This window comes from Actinoplanes xinjiangensis (genome assembly GCF_003148685.1).
In the GTDB taxonomy this organism is placed as follows: domain Bacteria; phylum Actinomycetota; class Actinomycetes; order Mycobacteriales; family Micromonosporaceae; genus Actinoplanes; species Actinoplanes xinjiangensis.
In genome coordinates, this window is the sequence record NZ_QGGR01000040.1 from 13402 (window position 1) to 29854 (window position 16453).

At 70.4% G+C, this 16453-nt stretch carries 22 protein-coding genes; 10 read left to right on the forward strand and 12 right to left on the reverse strand.

What is annotated here, in order from left to right; genetic code table 11:
- Positions 1 to 10: 10 nt before the first annotated feature.
- From BC793_RS44435 to BC793_RS50000, 4 genes are all read left to right on the forward strand, one after another.
- Positions 11 to 721, forward strand: a complete 711-nt coding sequence (locus BC793_RS44435) for a response regulator transcription factor (RefSeq protein ID WP_109602674.1) — start codon at positions 11 to 13, stop codon at positions 719 to 721.
- Entirely contained in the window at positions 718 to 1731 is a 1014-nt protein-coding gene (locus BC793_RS44440) for a sensor histidine kinase (RefSeq protein WP_109602675.1), read from the forward strand. Before BC793_RS44435 ends, BC793_RS44440 begins: the two co-directional genes overlap by 4 nt.
- 76 nt (positions 1732 to 1807) lie before the next feature.
- A complete protein-coding gene (locus BC793_RS44445) occupies positions 1808 to 2776 on the forward strand; it encodes an aldo/keto reductase (protein ID WP_109602676.1) in 969 nt (322 codons plus the stop codon).
- A 70-nt stretch (positions 2777 to 2846) separates the two neighbouring features.
- Positions 2847 to 3014, forward strand: a complete 168-nt coding sequence (locus tag BC793_RS50000; protein WP_158319555.1) for a hypothetical protein — start codon at positions 2847 to 2849, stop codon at positions 3012 to 3014.
- Between the two features lie 62 nt (positions 3015 to 3076).
- Here BC793_RS50000 and BC793_RS44450 read toward each other — a convergent pair whose 3' ends face one another.
- Positions 3077 to 3871, reverse strand: coding sequence for an RNA polymerase sigma factor SigF (locus BC793_RS44450; protein WP_109602677.1), 795 nt, complete (start codon positions 3869 to 3871; stop codon positions 3077 to 3079).
- Positions 3872 to 4084: 213 nt separating this feature from the next.
- Between BC793_RS44450 and BC793_RS44455 the strand changes: the two genes are divergently transcribed.
- From BC793_RS44455 to BC793_RS44475, 5 genes are all read left to right on the forward strand, one after another.
- A complete protein-coding gene (locus BC793_RS44455; protein ID WP_109602678.1) occupies positions 4085 to 4693 on the forward strand; it encodes a flavodoxin family protein in 609 nt (202 codons plus the stop codon).
- Between the two features lie 127 nt (positions 4694 to 4820).
- Entirely contained in the window at positions 4821 to 5252 is a 432-nt protein-coding gene (locus tag BC793_RS44460; RefSeq protein ID WP_109602679.1) for a phage holin family protein, read from the forward strand.
- Complete coding sequence (locus tag BC793_RS44465; protein ID WP_109602680.1) at positions 5249 to 5632, forward strand: DUF3618 domain-containing protein; 384 nt, start codon at positions 5249 to 5251, stop codon at positions 5630 to 5632. Before BC793_RS44460 ends, BC793_RS44465 begins: the two co-directional genes overlap by 4 nt.
- Positions 5633 to 5699: 67 nt before the next feature.
- Positions 5700 to 6113 carry a hypothetical protein gene (locus BC793_RS44470; protein WP_109602681.1) on the forward strand — a complete coding sequence of 138 codons (414 nt, stop codon included), beginning with the start codon at positions 5700 to 5702 and terminating at the stop codon, positions 6111 to 6113.
- 107 nt (positions 6114 to 6220) lie between these two features.
- The gene (locus BC793_RS44475) at positions 6221 to 6574 is read left to right on the forward strand and encodes a VOC family protein (RefSeq protein ID WP_109602682.1); all 354 of its coding nucleotides are present in this window, start codon (positions 6221 to 6223) and stop codon (positions 6572 to 6574) included.
- Positions 6575 to 6614: 40 nt separating this feature from the next.
- Here BC793_RS44475 and BC793_RS44480 read toward each other — a convergent pair whose 3' ends face one another.
- Entirely contained in the window at positions 6615 to 7283 is a 669-nt protein-coding gene (locus BC793_RS44480) for a cytidylate kinase family protein (protein ID WP_109602683.1), read from the reverse strand.
- A gap of 154 nt (positions 7284 to 7437) precedes the next feature.
- On the opposite strand from BC793_RS44480, the gene BC793_RS44485 reads away from it, so the two are divergent.
- Entirely contained in the window at positions 7438 to 7662 is a 225-nt protein-coding gene (locus BC793_RS44485; protein WP_109602684.1) for a hypothetical protein, read from the forward strand.
- 94 nt (positions 7663 to 7756) lie between these two features.
- Here BC793_RS44485 and BC793_RS44490 read toward each other — a convergent pair whose 3' ends face one another.
- From BC793_RS44490 to BC793_RS44535, 10 genes are all read right to left on the reverse strand, one after another.
- Positions 7757 to 8554, reverse strand: coding sequence for a SigB/SigF/SigG family RNA polymerase sigma factor (locus BC793_RS44490; RefSeq protein ID WP_239170674.1), 798 nt, complete (start codon positions 8552 to 8554; stop codon positions 7757 to 7759).
- A 247-nt stretch (positions 8555 to 8801) separates the two neighbouring features.
- The gene (locus tag BC793_RS44495; RefSeq protein ID WP_109602686.1) at positions 8802 to 9509 is read right to left on the reverse strand and encodes a GAF and ANTAR domain-containing protein; all 708 of its coding nucleotides are present in this window, start codon (positions 9507 to 9509) and stop codon (positions 8802 to 8804) included.
- Between the two features lie 190 nt (positions 9510 to 9699).
- On the reverse strand, positions 9700 to 10158 hold the full coding sequence (locus tag BC793_RS44500) for a hypothetical protein (protein ID WP_109602687.1): 459 nt from the start codon (positions 10156 to 10158) through the stop codon (positions 9700 to 9702).
- A 3-nt stretch (positions 10159 to 10161) separates the two neighbouring features.
- Positions 10162 to 12480, reverse strand: coding sequence for a molybdopterin oxidoreductase family protein (locus tag BC793_RS44505; protein WP_109602688.1), 2319 nt, complete (start codon positions 12478 to 12480; stop codon positions 10162 to 10164).
- A gap of 11 nt (positions 12481 to 12491) precedes the next feature.
- Positions 12492 to 12890, reverse strand: coding sequence for a ChaB family protein (locus BC793_RS44510; protein ID WP_109602689.1), 399 nt, complete (start codon positions 12888 to 12890; stop codon positions 12492 to 12494).
- A 147-nt stretch (positions 12891 to 13037) separates the two neighbouring features.
- Entirely contained in the window at positions 13038 to 13754 is a 717-nt protein-coding gene (locus BC793_RS44515) for a GAF and ANTAR domain-containing protein (protein ID WP_109602690.1), read from the reverse strand.
- Positions 13755 to 13806: 52 nt separating this feature from the next.
- Positions 13807 to 14535, reverse strand: coding sequence for a GAF and ANTAR domain-containing protein (locus BC793_RS44520; protein WP_109602691.1), 729 nt, complete (start codon positions 14533 to 14535; stop codon positions 13807 to 13809).
- A gap of 159 nt (positions 14536 to 14694) precedes the next feature.
- The gene (locus BC793_RS44525) at positions 14695 to 15108 is read right to left on the reverse strand and encodes a CBS domain-containing protein (RefSeq protein WP_109602692.1); all 414 of its coding nucleotides are present in this window, start codon (positions 15106 to 15108) and stop codon (positions 14695 to 14697) included.
- A 65-nt stretch (positions 15109 to 15173) separates the two neighbouring features.
- Positions 15174 to 15905 (reverse strand): cytochrome c oxidase assembly protein, encoded by a 732-nt coding sequence (locus BC793_RS44530; protein ID WP_203896619.1) that lies wholly within the window; start codon positions 15903 to 15905, stop codon positions 15174 to 15176.
- Positions 15902 to 16354, reverse strand: coding sequence for a DUF2243 domain-containing protein (locus tag BC793_RS44535; protein ID WP_109602717.1), 453 nt, complete (start codon positions 16352 to 16354; stop codon positions 15902 to 15904). Before BC793_RS44535 ends, BC793_RS44530 begins: the two co-directional genes overlap by 4 nt.
- Positions 16355 to 16453 lie beyond the last annotated feature (99 nt).

A 16453-nucleotide genomic window follows, 5' to 3' on the forward strand; every position in this document is an offset into this window, starting at 1 on the left:
CGTGGCCGGAATGGGACATCGGGTGCTGGTGGTCGACGACGACGCCACGGTCAGTGACGTGGTCCGGCGCTACCTGGAGCAGGCCGGCTGTGAGGTCCGGCTGGCCGCCGACGGCGCGGACGGGCTCGCGGCGATCGCCGCGCAACTGCCGGATCTGGTCGTCCTGGATCTGATGATGCCCGGCATCGACGGTCTGGAGGTGTGCCGGCGGATCCGCCGGCGGCTGCCCGGTCTGCCGGTCATCATGCTCACCGCCCTCGGTGAGGAGGCCGACCGGGTCCTCGGGCTGGAGGTCGGCGCCGACGACTACGTGACCAAGCCGTTCTCCCCTCGTGAGCTGGTTCTGCGGATCCAGTCGGTGCTGCGCCGCACCGGCGGGCAGGCGGCCGATCCCGGCCCCGCGACGACGCTGCGCGAGGCGGACCTGACCGTCGACACCGCACGCCGGGTCGCCGAACGCCACGGCGCTCCGCTGTCGCTGACCGTTCGCGAGTTCGATCTGCTGGTCTTTCTCATGCGCCATCCCGGCCGGGCCTGGTCACGGGCGGACCTGCTGGACAAGGTGTGGGGATGGCAGTTCGGTGACCAGTCGACCGTGACCGTGCATGTGCGCCGGCTCCGCGAGAAGATCGAGGCCGACCCGGCCGACCCCACCCGCATCCGTACCGTCTGGGGTGTCGGTTACAGCTACGAGCCACTCGACCCGGGCCGGCAGCGGTGAACGACACTCTGCTCATCGGGTTGTACGCCCTCGGCGCCGGCGGGGTCGTCGGCCTGGCGGGGGCGGGCGCGCTGCGGCTGCTGCGCGGCCGGTCGATCCTCGTCCACGTGCTGGTCCTGCTCGTCGTCACGGTGCTCGCCGTGGTCGCCGGTGTCGGCACGGTCGCCCACGCCATGTTCCTGTCCACCCACGACCTGTGGGTCGTTCTCGTCACGGTGACGGCCTCGGCGGTGATCAGCCTCGCCGTCGGCGCCGTCTTCGGCAGCCGGCTGGCCGCCGCCGCGGTCTGGGCACAGGCGGCCCGGGAGCGGGAACGGCATCTGGAGGCGGGCCGGCGGGAACTGGTCGCCTGGGTGTCGCACGACCTGCGCACCCCGCTGGCCGGGCTGCGGGCGATGGCCGAGGCTCTCGAGGACGGCATCATCGACGATCCCGCCACCGTCGACGAATACCATCGGCGGATCCGGATCGAGACCGACCGCATGACGCAGCTGGTCGACGATCTGTTCGAGTTGTCCCGTATCAACGCCGGCGCACTGCATCTGGTGCCGACGACGGTGCCGCTGAGCGAGATCGTGTCGGACGCGATCGCCGGTGTCGCCCCGCTCGCCGCGAGCCGGCGGATCCGGCTGGTCGCCGCGGACACCGGATGGCCGCTGGTACGGGCCGGTGAACGCGAACTCGCCCGTATCGTCAGCAATCTGCTGATCAACTCGGTCCGGTACACCCCCGCGGACGGGACCGTGCACATCGCCGCGGGCCACGAGCAGGACAGCGTGTGGCTGGCCGTCTCCGACACCTGCGGCGGCATCCCCGACGGCGATCTGGGCCGGGTCTTCGACGTCGCGTTCCGCGGAGAACGCGCCCGCACCCCGGGAACCGACGGATCCGGCGGCGGCGGTCTGGGGCTGGCGATCGTGCGCGGGCTGGTCGAAGCCCACGGCGGCCGGGTCGGCGTACGCAACACCGGCCCCGGCTGCCAGTTCGAGGTGCGCCTCCCTGCCGCCTGACGGTGACGGGCGGCCGCGCGTGCGAGGCTGAGCGGTACGGCCGCCGATACGCGGGGGCGATATGGGAGGTACTGCGGTGGAGTTCACACGTCTCGGCGGGACGGGGCTGAGAGTGAGCCGGATCGGCCTGGGCTGCATGAGTTACGGCCGGGCCGCGGCCGGGATGCACCGGTGGACGCTGGACGAGGAGGCGGCCGCGCCGTTCTTCCGGCAGGCGGTCGAGCTGGGCGTGACGTTCTGGGACACCGCGAACGTCTACCAGGGCGGCACGTCGGAGGAGTTCGTCGGACGGGCGATCACCCGGTTCTCCCGGCGGGAGGACATCGTGCTGGCCACCAAGGTCAGCGGGCGGATGCACGACGGGCCGGGCGGTGGTGGCCTGTCCCGCAAGGCCGTCCTGGAGCAGGCCGACGCCTCGCTGCGCCGGCTGGGCACCGACTACATCGACGTCTACTACCTCCATCGCTTCGACCCGGAGACACCGGTCGAGGAGACGATGCGGGCCCTGGACGACCTGGTCCGGGCCGGCAAGGTGCGTTATCTCGGGGCGTCCTCGATGTGGGCGTGGCAGTTCGCGAAGTTGCAGCATGCCGCCCGGTCCGGCGGGTGGACGTCGTTCGCGGCGATGCAGGACCAGTACAACGTCCTCAAGCGCGAGGAGGAGCGGGACATGATCCCGATGTGCCTCGATCAGGGTGTCGGCCTGACCCCCTACTCGCCGCTGGCGAAGGGCCGGGCCACCCGGCCGTGGGGCGATCAGACGGCCCGGTCGTCGTCGGACGAGGTGGCCAGGGCGTTCGACCGCGAGGTCGACGAACCGGTGGTCAACGCGATCCAGCGGGTCGCCGAGGCTCGTGGCGTCGCGATGGCCCGGGTGGCGCTGGCCTGGGTGTTGTCCAAGCCGGTCGTCTCCTGCCCGATCGTCGGGGCCACGAAGACGCACCACCTCCAGGACGCGGTCGCCGCGCTCGATCTGGTGCTCACCGATGAGGAGATCGCCGCGCTGGAGGCTCCCTACCAGCCGCAGGACAACTACTGGTGGTGATCGCCGGCCGGTCGGCCATCGGATGGCGACCTGTCCCCGTAGAACAACCGTTCGATGCTAGCGTGATCCCATGAACGACCAGAATCGCGACAATTCCGTGCCCGCGCAGGCACCCGCCCCCCGGCCGGGGATCCCGCCGGTGGTGTTCTCCAACCCGGGTGCCGTCGACGACCCGGAGCCCATGCCGGCGCGTCCTCAGCACCGCCGGCCGTCGACGACGCGGCGGCGCGACGGGTGAAGGCACCGATCCGCCGGCGTGGCCGACGGATCGGGACTTCGATCTGAAGAGAGGGAGGGCGCTCAGGCGTCAGCGGCGGCCAGGTGACCGCGCAGCTTCGCCAGCGCCCTGGTGAGCAGCCGGGACACGTGCATCTGGGAGATGCCGATCTGGTCGGCGATCTGCTGCTGGGTGAGGTTGCCGTAGAAGCGGAGCGTGACGATCTTCTGCTCCCGCTCGTCGAGGGTGGCCAGTGCCGGCGCGAGGGCGATACGCGCCTCGGCCTCCTCGAACGCGGTGTCCTCGCCGCCGAGGGTCTCGCCCAGTTCGGTGCCGCTGTCACTGATCGGCGTGGACAGGCTCGTCGAGTTGTAGGCCCGGGCCCCTTCGAGGCCCTCGATGACCTCGTCCTCGCTGATCTCGAGGTGGGCGGCGATGTCAGCGACGGTCGGGGCGCGGCCGAGCGTGTGGCTGAGGGTGTTGTTGGCGGCGGTGATCGCCAGGCGCAGTTCCTGCAGCCGGCGCGGTACCCGTACCGACCAGGTCTTGTCGCGGAAGTGCCGCTTCAGTTCCCCGACGATGGTCGGGATCGCGAACCCGGCGAAGTCGACCCCGCGGTCGGCTTCGAACCGGTCGACGGCCTTGATCAGGCCGAGCACGGCGACCTGGTAGAGGTCGTCGCGGGGCTCACCGCGGTTGGCGTAGCGGCGCGACAGGTGCCCGGCCAGGGGCAGCCATGCCTCGATGGCGAGATCGCGCAGGCCGGGACGCGAGGGGTGGCCGGCCGGGAGTGACGCCATCGCCACGATCAGCTCACTGGCCCGGTCGGTGCTCGTCGCGGCATCGACGGGTACAGCGGTGTCAGCGATGACAGTCATGGGGGGTACTCCTCTGGGTCGGCCACTACGTCAGGAGCGAGAGCCTCCTGCCTGGTTCTTATATCCCCGGCCTTTCGTCAGCGAAAACCAGCCTTTCGTACATCTAAACCAGACTGAAAGAAGGTTGTCTTCAGACGATCTTTACTTCGTTTCGATGGGCCGGTTTCGGGCACCGGGTGAACTTCGTGTTCCCTGGATGACGTCGGGAGTCCCATGCCCACCCTGAAAGCTCTGGTCCTCGGCTGCTCGCTCAAGTCCTCGCCGGCCCCGTCGAGCTCGGAACTGCTCGGCCGCGAGGTGCTGGCCGCGCTCGCCGACCACGATGTCGACGGTGAGTTCGTCCGGGTCGCCGATCACGACGTACGGTTCGGCGTCTCCACCGACGAGGGCGACGGCGACGCCTGGCCATCGATTCGGTCGAAGGTGCTCGCCGCGCAGATCCTGGTCATCGCCACGCCGATCTGGATGGGCCAGCCGTCCAGCATCACCAAGATGATCCTGGAGCGCCTCGACGCCGAACTGTCCGAGACCGACGATCAGGGGCGGCCGTCGATGTCCGGCAAGGTCGCCGTGGTCGCGGTCGTCGGCAACGAGGACGGCGCCCACCACGTCGCCGCCGAGGTGTTCCAGGCCCTCAACGACGTCGGCTTCACCGTTCCCGCCGCCGGCAGTACCTACTGGGTCGGCGAGGCCATGCAGACACTCGACTACCACGACGCCGGCCCTAAACCGGACACCACCGGCGCGGCCACCGCCACCCTCGCGGCCAACGCCGCCCACCTGGCACACCTGCTGGCCGCCACCCGCTACCCGGCCGGGTGAACCGCGCCCATACCCCCTCCAGGCCGGTGAACGCAATCAACAACACGTCGGTCACCGGAGCGGGTCAATCCGTTTTAGCTGCTCGAGCGGTGGGCAACCAGCAACCCGTCAGCAAGGAGGAAGCGTTGTGACAACAAGCGCGGCACATGGCGGTGGGCCGACCGGATCGTCGTCGACGGCGGATCTGGTGAGTCAGGCCGCAGCGCAGATTTCCACACTGGTACGTGACGAGTTGGCCCTGGCCAAACTGGAACTGACCGAGAAGGGCAAGCGGGCCGGCGTCGGCGGCGGCCTCGTCGGCGGTGCCGCGGTGCTGGGCTGGTTCGGCCTGGCCCTGCTGGTGACCCTGGCGGTGGTCCTGCTGGACCTGGCCTGGCCGCTGTGGCTGGCCGTCCTGGTGGTCATGGTGGTCGTGTTCGCCGCCGCGGCGGTGGCCGCGCTACTCGGCCGGCAGAAGCTGAAGGACGCGGCCCCGGCCCTGCCGAGCGACGCGGTCGCCGGTGTGCAGGCCGACATCCGCACGGTGAAGAACGCAGCCCAGAAGGGACGGCACGCATGACCACCCCCGAGGGTGACACGCAGCAGTTGGCCGACGAGATCGCCCGGACCCGTTCGGATCTGGGGGCGACCGTGGAGGCCCTGGCGGCCAAGACCGACGTGACGGCCCGGGTGAAGCGATCCGCGGCGGACGCCGCGGTCCGGGGCCGTGCCCAGCTGGCCGTCGCCAGGATCCGTGCCGCCGAGACCGCCGGCACGGTCAAGAACCGCCTCGCCACCGGTACCGCTCCGGTCCGGGAGCAGGCCCGCACCCTCCAGACGAAGGCGGCCACGGCCGCCCGCCGCCCGGAGGTGCGCCGGAAGGCGGCACCCACTGCCGCCGTGATCGCGCTGGTCGCGGGCGTGATCGTGCTGGTGGTCCGCCGGCGGCGGACGTCCTGATCTCCGCGGGCCGCCTCGGTAGGCCGCACCGCACGAATCTCAAGGTACGAGAAATGGGAGCAGACACATGAAGGTATTGAAGCTGGCCGCCGGATTCGCCGTCGGTTACGTCGTCGGCAGCCGCGCGGGCCGGGAGAAGTACGAGCAGATCGCCGCCTACGCCCGCAAGACGAGCAGCCACCCCACCGTGGTGCAGGCCCAGGAGAAGGCGAAGGGTCTGCTGTCCAACGGTAGCCAGGCGGTCGTCGCGAAACTCCCCCACGCCGACTCGGCGACCAGCGGCAAGTCCGGTAGCGACTCGCACACCACCAGCCGTCCGGCCGCGGTCTCCCCGAGCCCGGCGACGCCGTCGAGCACCTCGAGCCCGGTGACGCCGTCGAGCACCTCGAGCTCGGGCACCTCGAGCACCTCGAGCCCGGCGCGTCCGCCGAAGCCGGCCCGGACGACGCCGTCGACCGTCGGCGGCGACCCGCTGGCGTAATCTCGCGCACTAACGCGGCGGGGCGCAGGTGCATCGGCACCTGCGCCCCGCCGCTTCTCGCCGTCCGGACGGTGTTTAACCGGCCGTCGAGTGGTGATCCGGTCCTCATGGTGAGTGCATTCACACAGTGGACACTGGACGTGCACGATGTCGATCGGATGGCCGCCTTCTGGTCGGCGGCGCTCGGCTACCGGATCGACCGCGGCGACGACGGCGACGCCCACCTGTGGCCGCCGGACGGCGGGCTCAGCGTCTGGTTGCAGCCCACCGGCGTACCGAAGAAGGGCAAGAACCGCAATCATCCCGACCTGGTCGCCGCCGACGGGGACGTCGAAGCGGAGGTGTCGCGGTTGCTGGCGCTGGGTGCCACCCGGGCGGACGTCGGGCAGCGGGGTGATGAGGGCTTCACCGTGCTGGCCGATCCGGAGGGCAACGAGTTCTGCCTGCTGCATCGCCGGTGATCCGGCGCACCCGGTTGTTCCCGCTGCCCTGTCCGGGGACTCAGCGGATCTCCCAGGCCGGGCGCTGCGGCTCGTCGTTGTGCACGATGACGTCGGCGCGGTCGGCCGGGCGGGCCAGGGTGGAGTAGAGCCGCTGGGCCGGGAGGTAACGCTCGCGCCAGCGCCGTTCGACATCGGCCCGGGAGGACACCCGGCTCTCGCGCAGCACCGCGCGGTCCACTGTCTTCTCCAGCGGGGTCGACACGAGGATGCGCAGGTCCCACCGGTCGATCAGCTCCGGGCGCATCAGGAAGACGCCGTCGAAGAGCAGCACGGCGCCGGCGGGAACGGTCACCGCCGGCGGTGACAGCACGGCATCCGCCGTACGGTCGTAGACCGCGTGCCGGATGCGCCGGTCACCGCCGGGGCCGAGCGGATCGAGCAGCACCCGGTTCAGCCCCTGGTGATCGTGGGCGTCGAAGTAACAGCCTTCGGCCGAGTACTCACCGCGCCGATATCGCCGCGCCCGGGGGACGAGGAAGTCGTCGATCGTGGCGCGGACGACGTGACGGCCACGGCTGCGCAGCAGGGTGGCCAACTCGTCGGCGAGAGTGGTCTTGCCGGTGGCGGGTGGCCCGTCGACGGCGACCCGGACCGGGTGGGCGACGGTGACGGATCCGACCGTCTCGGTCAGGCGGCTCAGCAACTCGTCGCGGGTGCCGTGGTGCATGTCGTGCCCCCGTCCCGGTCCCGGTCCCGGTCCCGGTCCCGCGACGATCACGGAACCCGACGATAGCGCGGGCGGCCCGTGCCGGCGGTCTCCTCTGGCCGGTCCCGGGGTGGCGGGAGTGGAGTGCGCGTCCGGAGGGTAGGTGCCTGCTGTGATGAACGATGAGCACGATGAGCACACGGCACGGCCGCAGGAGCGCACGACGACGGCCATGCACCGCACCGCGGAGGAGTTGGAGGTCGTCGAGGAGCGCCTGCACGACCTCGCCGAGCGTGCGCGCGGCGCTGATGCCACCGAGCGGCTGCATGCCCTCGGTCACGAGGTCACCGCTCAGGCCGCGGCCATCGAACGGCGTGCGGACATCCTCGACGAGAGATGACCTGCCGCGCTGCCGGCGGTGACCCGTGCCCGGCCGGGTTCGCAGCGGACGCGGGGCGCACGCCACAGCGTGCGCCCCGCGTCGGTGCGGTGCGTCAGCCTTCGCCGAGTTGGACCCGGAGCTTGGCCAGGGCCGCGACGAGCACGCGGGAGACCTGCATCTGGGAGATGCCGACTCGTTCCGCGATGGCCGCCTGGGTGAGATTGCCGTAGAAGCGCAGGAGAACGATGTCGCGTTCGCGTGCGGTCAGGGCCTTCATGGCCGGCGGGAGTGAGACGGTGAGGTCGGTCAGGTCGAAACCGCGGTCCTCGCTGCCGAGCATGTCGCCGAGCTCGAACCCGTCGGCCTCTCCGACGGGTGTGTGCAGTGAGGTCGGACGGTACGCGTGGCCGCTCTCCATCGCCTCCAGGATCGACTCCTCATCGACATCGAGATGCCTCGCGATGTCGGTCACCGTCGGCAGTCGATTGAGGTGGTGTTCGAGTTCCTGCCGGGCGGTGTTGATCGCCAGGCGCAGTTCCTGAAGTCGCCGGGGAATGCGCATGGTCCAGGCGCGGTCCCGGAAGTAACGCTTGACCTCGCCGAGAATGGTGGGGATCGCATAGCTGACGAAGTCGCTGCCCCGGGACGCGTCGAAGCCGTCGATCGCCTTGATCAGCCCGATACAGGCCGTCTGATGAAGGTCTTCGAAGGATTCCCCGCGGTTGGCGTAGCGGCGGGCCAGTCGTCCCGCCATCGGCAGCCACGCCTCGATGGCCCGTGCCCGCAGCTCGGCCCGCCCCGGGTGGGTGGGCGGCAGGGCCGCCATCAGGTCGACGATCTCAGCGGCGCGCCGGTCGGCCTCTTCGGCCTCCGGCGTGAACCGGCGAGGAAGGATTGTCTGGGTGGTCACGGTGTCTCCTCGCATCGCGCGGAAGGGTTCTAACCGGGCGTGCGAGGCACGATCGCGGCGACACCGTCGTCGAAGGCGCCCGCGTGCGAGAGGTCTCGCACGTCCGGGTCGGCGCCTTCTTGACCGACGGATGGGACTCTACCCGAACAGGCGAGGAGCGGCCAGCCGTAAAGATGTCTGAGTTCAACCGTTCGGACTATTCCCCTTCAGCACTGCGAGTAGATTTCGGAGAAGGTGCGGCCGGTGCTCAGGGTCGGCTGCGGATGTCGGCGACCAGCGCCGCGGCGACGTCGCGCAGTTTGCGATTGCTGGTCTGCGAGATCCGGGTGAGCAGGGCGAACGCCTCATCGGCGGAACATCGCTGCTGGACCATGATCATGCCCTTGGCCTGCTCGATGACGGCACGGCTGTCCATCGCGGCCTGCAGGTGGCCCACCATGTCGGCGGTGGTGTGGTAGACGTACGCGTTGGCCAGCGCGACCGCCGCGTACCCGGCGAACGACTGCGCCAGCGCGACCGCATTGTCGTCGAACGCGTGCGGCCGGCCGCCGTAGATGTTCAGCGCTCCGCTGACCTCGTCGATGATCGGCAGACCGACCGAGAGCACACTGCCGGCGCCGGCCGCCGCCGCCCGCAGCGCCCAACCCGCCCAGCGGGTGTCGTTCGCCGCATCGGCCACCATGATCGTGCTCTGCTCCGCCGCGGCCTGCAGGCACGGTCCGCGGTGATGTTCGTACTGCCGTTCGTCCAGCTTCAGGGCCAGGTCGCCGGTGCAGGCCGCGGTGTACGGGCCACTCGGCCGGACCAGGGTGATGGACACGTCGACAGCGCCGGGTAGCGCCCGCCGGGCGACCGACGCGACCCTGCTGAGGATCTCGTCGAGACTGTGCTCGCTGAGTTTGGTGTTGCCCAGGTCGGCGAAGGCCGCGAGCAGGTCCGTGTGATCGTGCGTCATGAATGCGGCGTGGTCCTTGCAGCGGGCACGATGCCATGGTGAGGGCATCGTGGGAGTCGGCGGGAGGGTGGGTCCCGGGTGTTCCGGGACCCGAGCCGCGCCGCTGCTTGACGCCGGCCGGCAGCCCCACGGGACTGCCGTGACGACGATATTACTTACCCGCCGTCCGTTGCCGGGATCCGGCCATGGGTCAGCGGGCGACGACCAGGGCCTGCGGGGCGGCCTGCTTCATCCGGGTACGCAGCCATTGCATCTGGACTGCGGTCTCCTCGTCGCAGCGGGCGACCACCTCGATCAGCTTCTCGTCACGGGCACCGCGGGCCGCCTGTCCGACCAGCGTCCAGCAGATGTCGCACTCGGCGGCCATCAGGTAGAGATCGTGCAGGTCGCGCAACAGGCCGATACCGCCGGTGCGGGTGCCCCGGAACAGTTCCGCGTGCAGGCGGTCCGGCTCGTCGGTGGCCTCCTCGGCGTACCGCTCGGCGAACGGGTGGAGCAGCTCGGCGTGCCGGTCGCAGACCTGCGCCTGCCGCCGGCAGAGGATCGCGACGTCGGGTTCCCCGTGATGGGCGACGGCGACCTGCCGGAACGCGTCGGCGAGGTTGACCTGGGACCGGTGCAGCAGACCGAGGTAGTGGGCGAGATGCACGGGTCAGTGCTCCTTCTCCAGCCGTACCGCCGTGATCTTGAAGATCGGCTGCCGGGAGACCGGGTCCCACGCGGTGGCGGTGAGTTCGTTGGCGGCCCGGGGTGTCCGCCGATCCCCGGGGAGGTCGAAGTAGCCGTAGTGGAACGGCACGAACACCACCCCGGGGCGGATGCCGGTGGTCCGGGCACGAACCCGGATGCCTCCGCGGGGTGAGGTGATCGTGACCCGGTCGCCGTCGGTGACGCCGTGGCGGGCGGCGTCGTCCGGGTGGATCTCCACCCACACGTCCGGGGCGGCCGCGTTCAGCTCCGGCGCCCGGCCGGTCTTGGTACGGGTGTGGAACTGGTGCACCGTCCGGCCGGTGGTCAGCAGCATTGGATAGTCGTCACTCGGCACCTCCGAGGAGGGTTGGTAGTCGGCGGCGTGCAGGAACGCCCGCCCGGCCGGCTCCTTGGCCCGGTACTGCGCGGCGGTGAACTCGGCGCCGGTGGACAGGTCCTGGCCGTACGTCTCGCAGTAGTCCGGATCGGTGTTGAACCGTCCGTCACCGTAGAGCCGTTCGGTGCCGTCCGGGGCGTCGTCGGTGCACGGCCACGGGATACCGCTGCCCTCACGCAGTTTCGCGTAGGTCAGGCCGGTGTAGTCGCAGGGCCGGCCGGCCGAGCACCGCTTCCAGGCCTCGAAGGCCTCCTCCGGGCCGGCCCAGCCGATCAGTGGCCCACCGTCCCGGTCGCGGAAGTCCATCCGGCGGGCGTAGTCCAGGAAGACGTCGAGGTCGGACCGGGCCGCACCGGGCGGGTCGACGGCCTGCTCCGACAGGTGCACGGTGCGGTCCGCGTTGGTGAACGTGCCGGTCTTCTCCCCCCAGGTGGCGGCGGGCAGCACCACGTCGGCCAGTTCCGCGGTCTCGGTCAGGTACAGATCCTGGGCGACGACGAACAGTTCCGGCTGGGTGAGGATCCGGCGGATGCGGGCCAGGTCGGGCAGCGAGACCGCGGGGTTGGTGGCGGAGATCCACAACAGTTCGATCGAGCCCTGTTCGGCGTACCGCCAGATCTGCATCGCGTGGGTCGGCGGTGACCAGTGCGGGATGACCGCCGGGTCGACGTTCCACAGCTCGGCCAGCTCCTGGATGTGCTGCGGGTTGTCCCAGTTGCGCATCCCGGGCAGATCGCCGTCGGCGCCGGTCTCGCGGGTGTTCTGCGCGGACGGCTGGCCGTTCATCTGCAGCACGCCGGCACCGGGCCGGCCGAGCATGCCACGGACCAGGTGCAGGTTGTTCACCGCACACGCCGACGCGGTGGCCTGGTTGGACTGGTAGAAGCCCTGGAGCACGGTGGACAGCAGCCGCCGGGAGGTGCCCAGCAGCTCGGCGGCCCGCTCCACGTCGGCGGCCCTGACGTCACAGATGCCGGCGACCCGGTCCGGCGGGTATCCGTCGACGATCCGGCAGAGCTCGTCGAATCCCGTCGTGTGGGCGGTGACGTACTCCTCGTCGTACCACCCGTTCCTGATGATCTGCCGGAGCAGGCCGTTGACCAGGGCGAGATTGGTGCCGGCCCGGACGGCCAGGTGCACGTCGGCCTCCCGGGCCACCGGGGTCGGGCGGGGATCGACGGCCAGCATCGCCGGCGGGTCCGTGCCGTGCCGGCGGTCGAGCATCCGCATCCAGAGCACCGTCTGCGTCTCGGCGACGTTGTGCCCCCACAGCGCGATCGCGTCACAGTGGTCCACGTCGGCGTACGACCCGGGCTGCCCGTCGGTGCCGAAGCTCGCCTTCAGCGCGGCCGCCGCGGTGGCCGTGCACAGCCGGGTGTTGCCGTCCATGTGCGGGGTCCCGATGCCGGCCTTGCCGAGCACACCGAGGGTGTAGTACTCCTCCAGGAACAACTGGCCGCTGGTGTAGAACCCGAAGCGGCCCCAGCCGCCCGGGGAGCCCAGCAGTTGCCGGGACCGGTCGACGATCCGGTTCATCGCGGTGTCCCAGTCGGTCTCCACCAGCCGCCCGCCCTCGCGGACCAGCGGCCGGGTGAGACGGTCACGGCTGTTGTTCGCCTGCCAGCCGTACAGGTCCTTCGGGTCGAGCCGGCCCCGGTTCACCCGGTCCGCGGCGTGCCCGCGGACCCCGGCGATCCGGCCGTCCTTGACCGCGATGTCCATGGCGTCGCCGTTGGAGTGCAGGATCGACGCGGAGCGGGCCCAGCGGTCCACCTCGTGCTCGGACAGCCCGTCGGCCAGGTGCAGGTCGACCCGCACCGGCCACGGCTCCCCCGGCCCGTACGGCGTCCGCTCACCCCACGGGTCGGCGATGCGGTCAGCCATGCGACGCTCGGTCACTTGTCGCGCGACTTCTTCGTGGCCTTCCGGTTGGCCTTCTGGATGGCGTCGACGAGTTCGGACTTGGTCATTTTGCTGCGGCCGCTGATGTCGAGCTTCTTCGCCACATCCTGGAGATGCTGCTTACTCGCGTTCGCGTCGACACCACCGGCGGTCTTCTTCGGGGTGTCCCGGCCGCCCGCGGCCTTGGCGTCACTCGGGCCCTTGCCGCTCTTGGGCTCCCAGTGGTCGCCGACCTTCTCGAACGAGTGCTTCACCGCGGCGAACGCCGTCCGATGTGCCCGCTCGCCCTCGCCGTACTCCGCGACGGCGGAGTCGTGGGCCTTCACGTACGTGTCCTGCGCCTTCTTCGGCGACCGCTTCAATGTGCCCGGCATGTCCTTACGGGCTGGCATGTGAACCTCCTCCTGACGTGATATCCCTCGATTCCCACCGGGAGCCGGCCGAAACGACGCGGGCGTTCACCGGCGTACGACGCGGAAGGTCTTCAGTTCCGGGTCGGAGGCGTCCGGCAGGACCATGCCGGCGGCGACGCCTGATGATCAGGAGCTCTTCGAGTTCTGCACGCTGTCCACCAGTGCGGCGGCGACGTCACGCAATTTGCGGTTGGTGTCCTGGGACAGTTTGGTCAGGATCATGAACGCCTCCTCGGCGCTGCACCGCCGTCCGCCCATCAGGATTCCCTTGGCCTGCTCGATCACCGCCCGGCTCTGCATCGCCGCCTGCAGGTGCTGTGCCAGGCTGGCGTTGGTGTCATACAGGTGCGCGTTGGCCAGCGCGACGGCGGCGTAGCCGGAGAACGCCTGCGCCAGCTCGATCGCCTCCTCGTCGAGGGCCCGGGCCTCGGTGGCGTAGATGTTCAGCGCCCCGGTGACGTCGGTGTGCACCGGCAGGCCGACCGACAGCGAACTGTGGATCCCGGCGTCTGCCGCGCGGCGGGCGAACTCCGGCCAGCGCGACTCCTCGGCCATGTCGGGCAGAGAGAAGGTGGTGGCCGTGGCGGCGGCGTCCAGGCACGGCCCGTACCCCGCCTTGTACTGCGATTCGTCCAGACCCAGCGCGGACTCGCCGGTGAACACGGCGGTGTGTGCGCCGACGTTGCGGACCAGTGTCACCGACACCTCGGCGGCGCCCGGAATGGTTCGCTGTGCCAGCACCGCGATTCGGTTGAGAACGCCTTCGAGGTCGGTCTCGGCGAGTTTGATGCGGCCGAGCTCCGCGAAGGCTTCGGCGGGGTCCGCCGGGCGGTCATCGGTCACAGCACGCCTCCTGGACGATCGGATTCGGTACGGAACCGGCCGCTGGTGGCGGTCATCGGCGCTCCGCCAGCAGGCCCGTTGCGGTCTCTCTCAGGGTGACACCGGCGGCGGCGGCACTGGCCTGAAGACGGCGATAGGCCTGCTCCGCCGTGCAGTTCTCCCGGCCCATGGTGACCCCGATCGCCCGTTGGATGGTCGCGCGGATCGTATGGGCCTCGACGAGTCCGGCGACCAGTTCCCGGCCGCCGTCGTCGAGGGCCGCCGGTAAGGGCTCGTCGCCGCTCCGATCGTCGAACACGGTCAGGACGGCGTCGATCAGGACGCCCATCGAGGTGTGGTCCCGACCGTAGAGGTTGAGCGCGGCCAGGGTGGCCCCACTTCCCGCGAACAGCGGAATGGACAGGGACGCCCGTAATCCCATGGCGATGGCCTGTTCCCGGAAGCCGGGCCACCGTATGGCGTTTCGGATGTCCGGCACCGCGACCGGTGTGCCCGTGTCGACACTGTCGAGGCAGGGTCCCGCGTCGCTGCTGTACTGGGCGTCGTCGACGGCGCGTGCCAGTTCGCTGCTGGCGGCCACGGTGGCGTATCCGTCGCCGTCCAGCGTCGTGACCGAGGCGTAGTCGGCGGCCTCGACCCGATCGGCGACCAGCAGCGCGACCGTGACGAGCTGCGCCCGGACACCCGCCGCGTCATCCGGGGTGTCGGCCAGGTCGATGAGGCAGCGCGCCAGCGGCCTCGACTCCCGGGGTTCCGTCGCCCCGGACCATTGCATCGTCATGTCGTGTCGTTCCTCCGTGAATTTCGCCTCCGACTACCCACCGTCGTCCGCTCTATTCACGCGAACCCGCCCGGTCACGAGGCGGCCCGTCCCCCGGTGGGTGACGAAGCGGCCCGGGGAACCGGTTCCCGGGCCGCTCAGGTGTCGATACCGAGGGGATCACTCGCTGATGGCGTCGATCAGGTCGCCGACCGGGCGGTCCGGCAGTGCGCGGGCCACGTCGGCGACCGCGACGATGCCCACCAGCTGGTGGCCGTCGATGACGGGCAGGCGGCGAACCTTGTACTGGCTCATGGTGCGCAGGATCTCGGCCGCGTCGTCGTCGGCGCCGATCGTGACGGGCTTGCCCTGCGCCAGGTCGGCGGCGGTCATTTCGGCCGGGTTGCGGCCCTGACCGAGCGCCTTGACCACGATGTCGCGGTCGGTGAGCATGCCGTGCAGCCGGTTGTCCTCACCGCAGATCGGCAGCGAGCCGACGTTGAGCTCGGCCATCTTGCGGGCGGCGTCCGCGAGGGACTCCTTCTCGCCGACGCAGGTGACGTCCGGGCTCATGATCTCACGGGCGGTCGTCATGACAGGAAACTCCTTTCAGGCGCAACAGTGTCGTAACTGCGCGTACCCGTTCCCGGCACGCCCAATCACCGGTGGACCGGTGTCGGTTGCGGCAGCGGTCCCTGCCGGGTCGCCGTGGCCCGGGACGTCCTGGTGGTACGGGACTGGACCACCGCGAAGGCCAGCAGCAGTTCGGCGAGGTCGCCGCCGTAGTACATCAGCGTCGCGCCGGCCTGCTGGTCGGGGCCGGGCGCGGTGGCGTACAGATACTGGGAGAAGGCGGCATGCGCGGCGATCGCCACGCCCAGTGTCACGAGCCGGGCTGTCACCGAGGCCCGGTGCGGTGCCGGGTCGGCGCCGGCGATCACCCACGCGAACAGGCATCCCGCCAGAAGGAAGTGCACGGTCACGAGCGGGTGCGCCATCGCCTGCGGGACGGTGAGCAGCGGCAGCCCGCCCACGGTCAGCAGCAGCGCCGCGATCGGGTGTGTGATGATCCGGACCGGCCGGGACCGCATCACCGCGGTCAGCCGCCGGGCCACCGGGACCGGCAGTGTGCGCAGCAGCAGCGTGACCGGTGTGCCGACGACCAGACCCAGCGGAGCGACCATGGCGATCAGCAGATGCTGTGCCATGTGCCCGGTGAAATCGTGTGCGGGCAGGGCCAGGCCGATGATCAGCGCGACGCAGCCGGCCTGGAACGCGGCGGCGCGCCACCGGTTCCAGCCGGGGACACGCAGAGCGAGGGCGTCGTACGCCAGAGCGAGCGCGACCACCAGCCACGGCCCACTGCCGACCGCCTCGGCGTGCCCGGTCACGAGTCGGTGCGCCGCTGGATCAGCCAGCCGGCGGCGATCAGCGCCACACCGAGCGCGAGGAACCCGAGGTCCCAGGCGAGCTGGTGCGGGCCGCCGTGAACGTGGTGCACGCCGAGGATGTGGTGGTCGATCAGACCTTCGACGAGGTTGAACAGACCCCACCCGACGAGTGCCCAGCCCCAGAGCACGCCGGAGGACCAGGCGCGCCGGTGGTCACGCTGCACCCGCGAGTAGAGGGTGCCGATGCCGGCCAGGACGAACAGCCAGGCGACCACATGGAACAGGCCGTCGGCAAGCGTGTTGATCCGCAGGTTGGGCACCGTATCCGGGGAATACCGGCTGGAGACCATGTGATGCCACTGAAGCACCTGGTGCAGCACGATGCCGTCGAGGAACCCGCCGAGGCCGATGCCGAGCAGGATGCCGGGGGTACGCAGCAGTTGTCGCATGGTGTGCGTACTTCCCACTGACGGTCCGGGATCACGTCATCGATCTCGGATGTGCCGTTTGGTTCCCGTCCAGTGCGGTATGGCGGTGGTGAGGGAAAG

Bases quoted from the DNA above. Each gene is read 5' to 3' on its own strand.
- BC793_RS44435 (WP_109602674.1), top strand. From the start codon at position 11: ATGGGACATCGGGTGCTGGTGGTCGACGACGACGCCACGGTCAGTGAC.
- BC793_RS50000 (WP_158319555.1), top strand. From the start codon at position 2,847: ATGAACGACCAGAATCGCGACAATTCCGTGCCCGCGCAGGCACCCGCC.
- BC793_RS44450 (WP_109602677.1), bottom strand. From the start codon at position 3,871: ATGACTGTCATCGCTGACACCGCTGTACCCGTCGATGCCGCGACGAGC.
- BC793_RS44455 (WP_109602678.1), top strand. From the start codon at position 4,085: ATGCCCACCCTGAAAGCTCTGGTCCTCGGCTGCTCGCTCAAGTCCTCG.
- BC793_RS44465 (WP_109602680.1), top strand. From the start codon at position 5,249: ATGACCACCCCCGAGGGTGACACGCAGCAGTTGGCCGACGAGATCGCC.
- BC793_RS44470 (WP_109602681.1), top strand. From the start codon at position 5,700: ATGAAGGTATTGAAGCTGGCCGCCGGATTCGCCGTCGGTTACGTCGTC.
- BC793_RS44475 (WP_109602682.1), top strand. From the start codon at position 6,221: ATGGTGAGTGCATTCACACAGTGGACACTGGACGTGCACGATGTCGAT.
- BC793_RS44480 (WP_109602683.1), bottom strand. From the start codon at position 7,283: ATGCACCACGGCACCCGCGACGAGTTGCTGAGCCGCCTGACCGAGACG.
- BC793_RS44485 (WP_109602684.1), top strand. From the start codon at position 7,438: ATGAACGATGAGCACGATGAGCACACGGCACGGCCGCAGGAGCGCACG.
- BC793_RS44495 (WP_109602686.1), bottom strand. From the start codon at position 9,509: ATGACGCACGATCACACGGACCTGCTCGCGGCCTTCGCCGACCTGGGC.
- BC793_RS44505 (WP_109602688.1), bottom strand. From the start codon at position 12,480: ATGGCTGACCGCATCGCCGACCCGTGGGGTGAGCGGACGCCGTACGGG.
- BC793_RS44510 (WP_109602689.1), bottom strand. From the start codon at position 12,890: ATGCCAGCCCGTAAGGACATGCCGGGCACATTGAAGCGGTCGCCGAAG.
- BC793_RS44520 (WP_109602691.1), bottom strand. From the start codon at position 14,535: ATGACGATGCAATGGTCCGGGGCGACGGAACCCCGGGAGTCGAGGCCG.
- BC793_RS44525 (WP_109602692.1), bottom strand. From the start codon at position 15,108: ATGACGACCGCCCGTGAGATCATGAGCCCGGACGTCACCTGCGTCGGC.
- BC793_RS44535 (WP_109602717.1), bottom strand. From the start codon at position 16,354: ATGCGACAACTGCTGCGTACCCCCGGCATCCTGCTCGGCATCGGCCTC.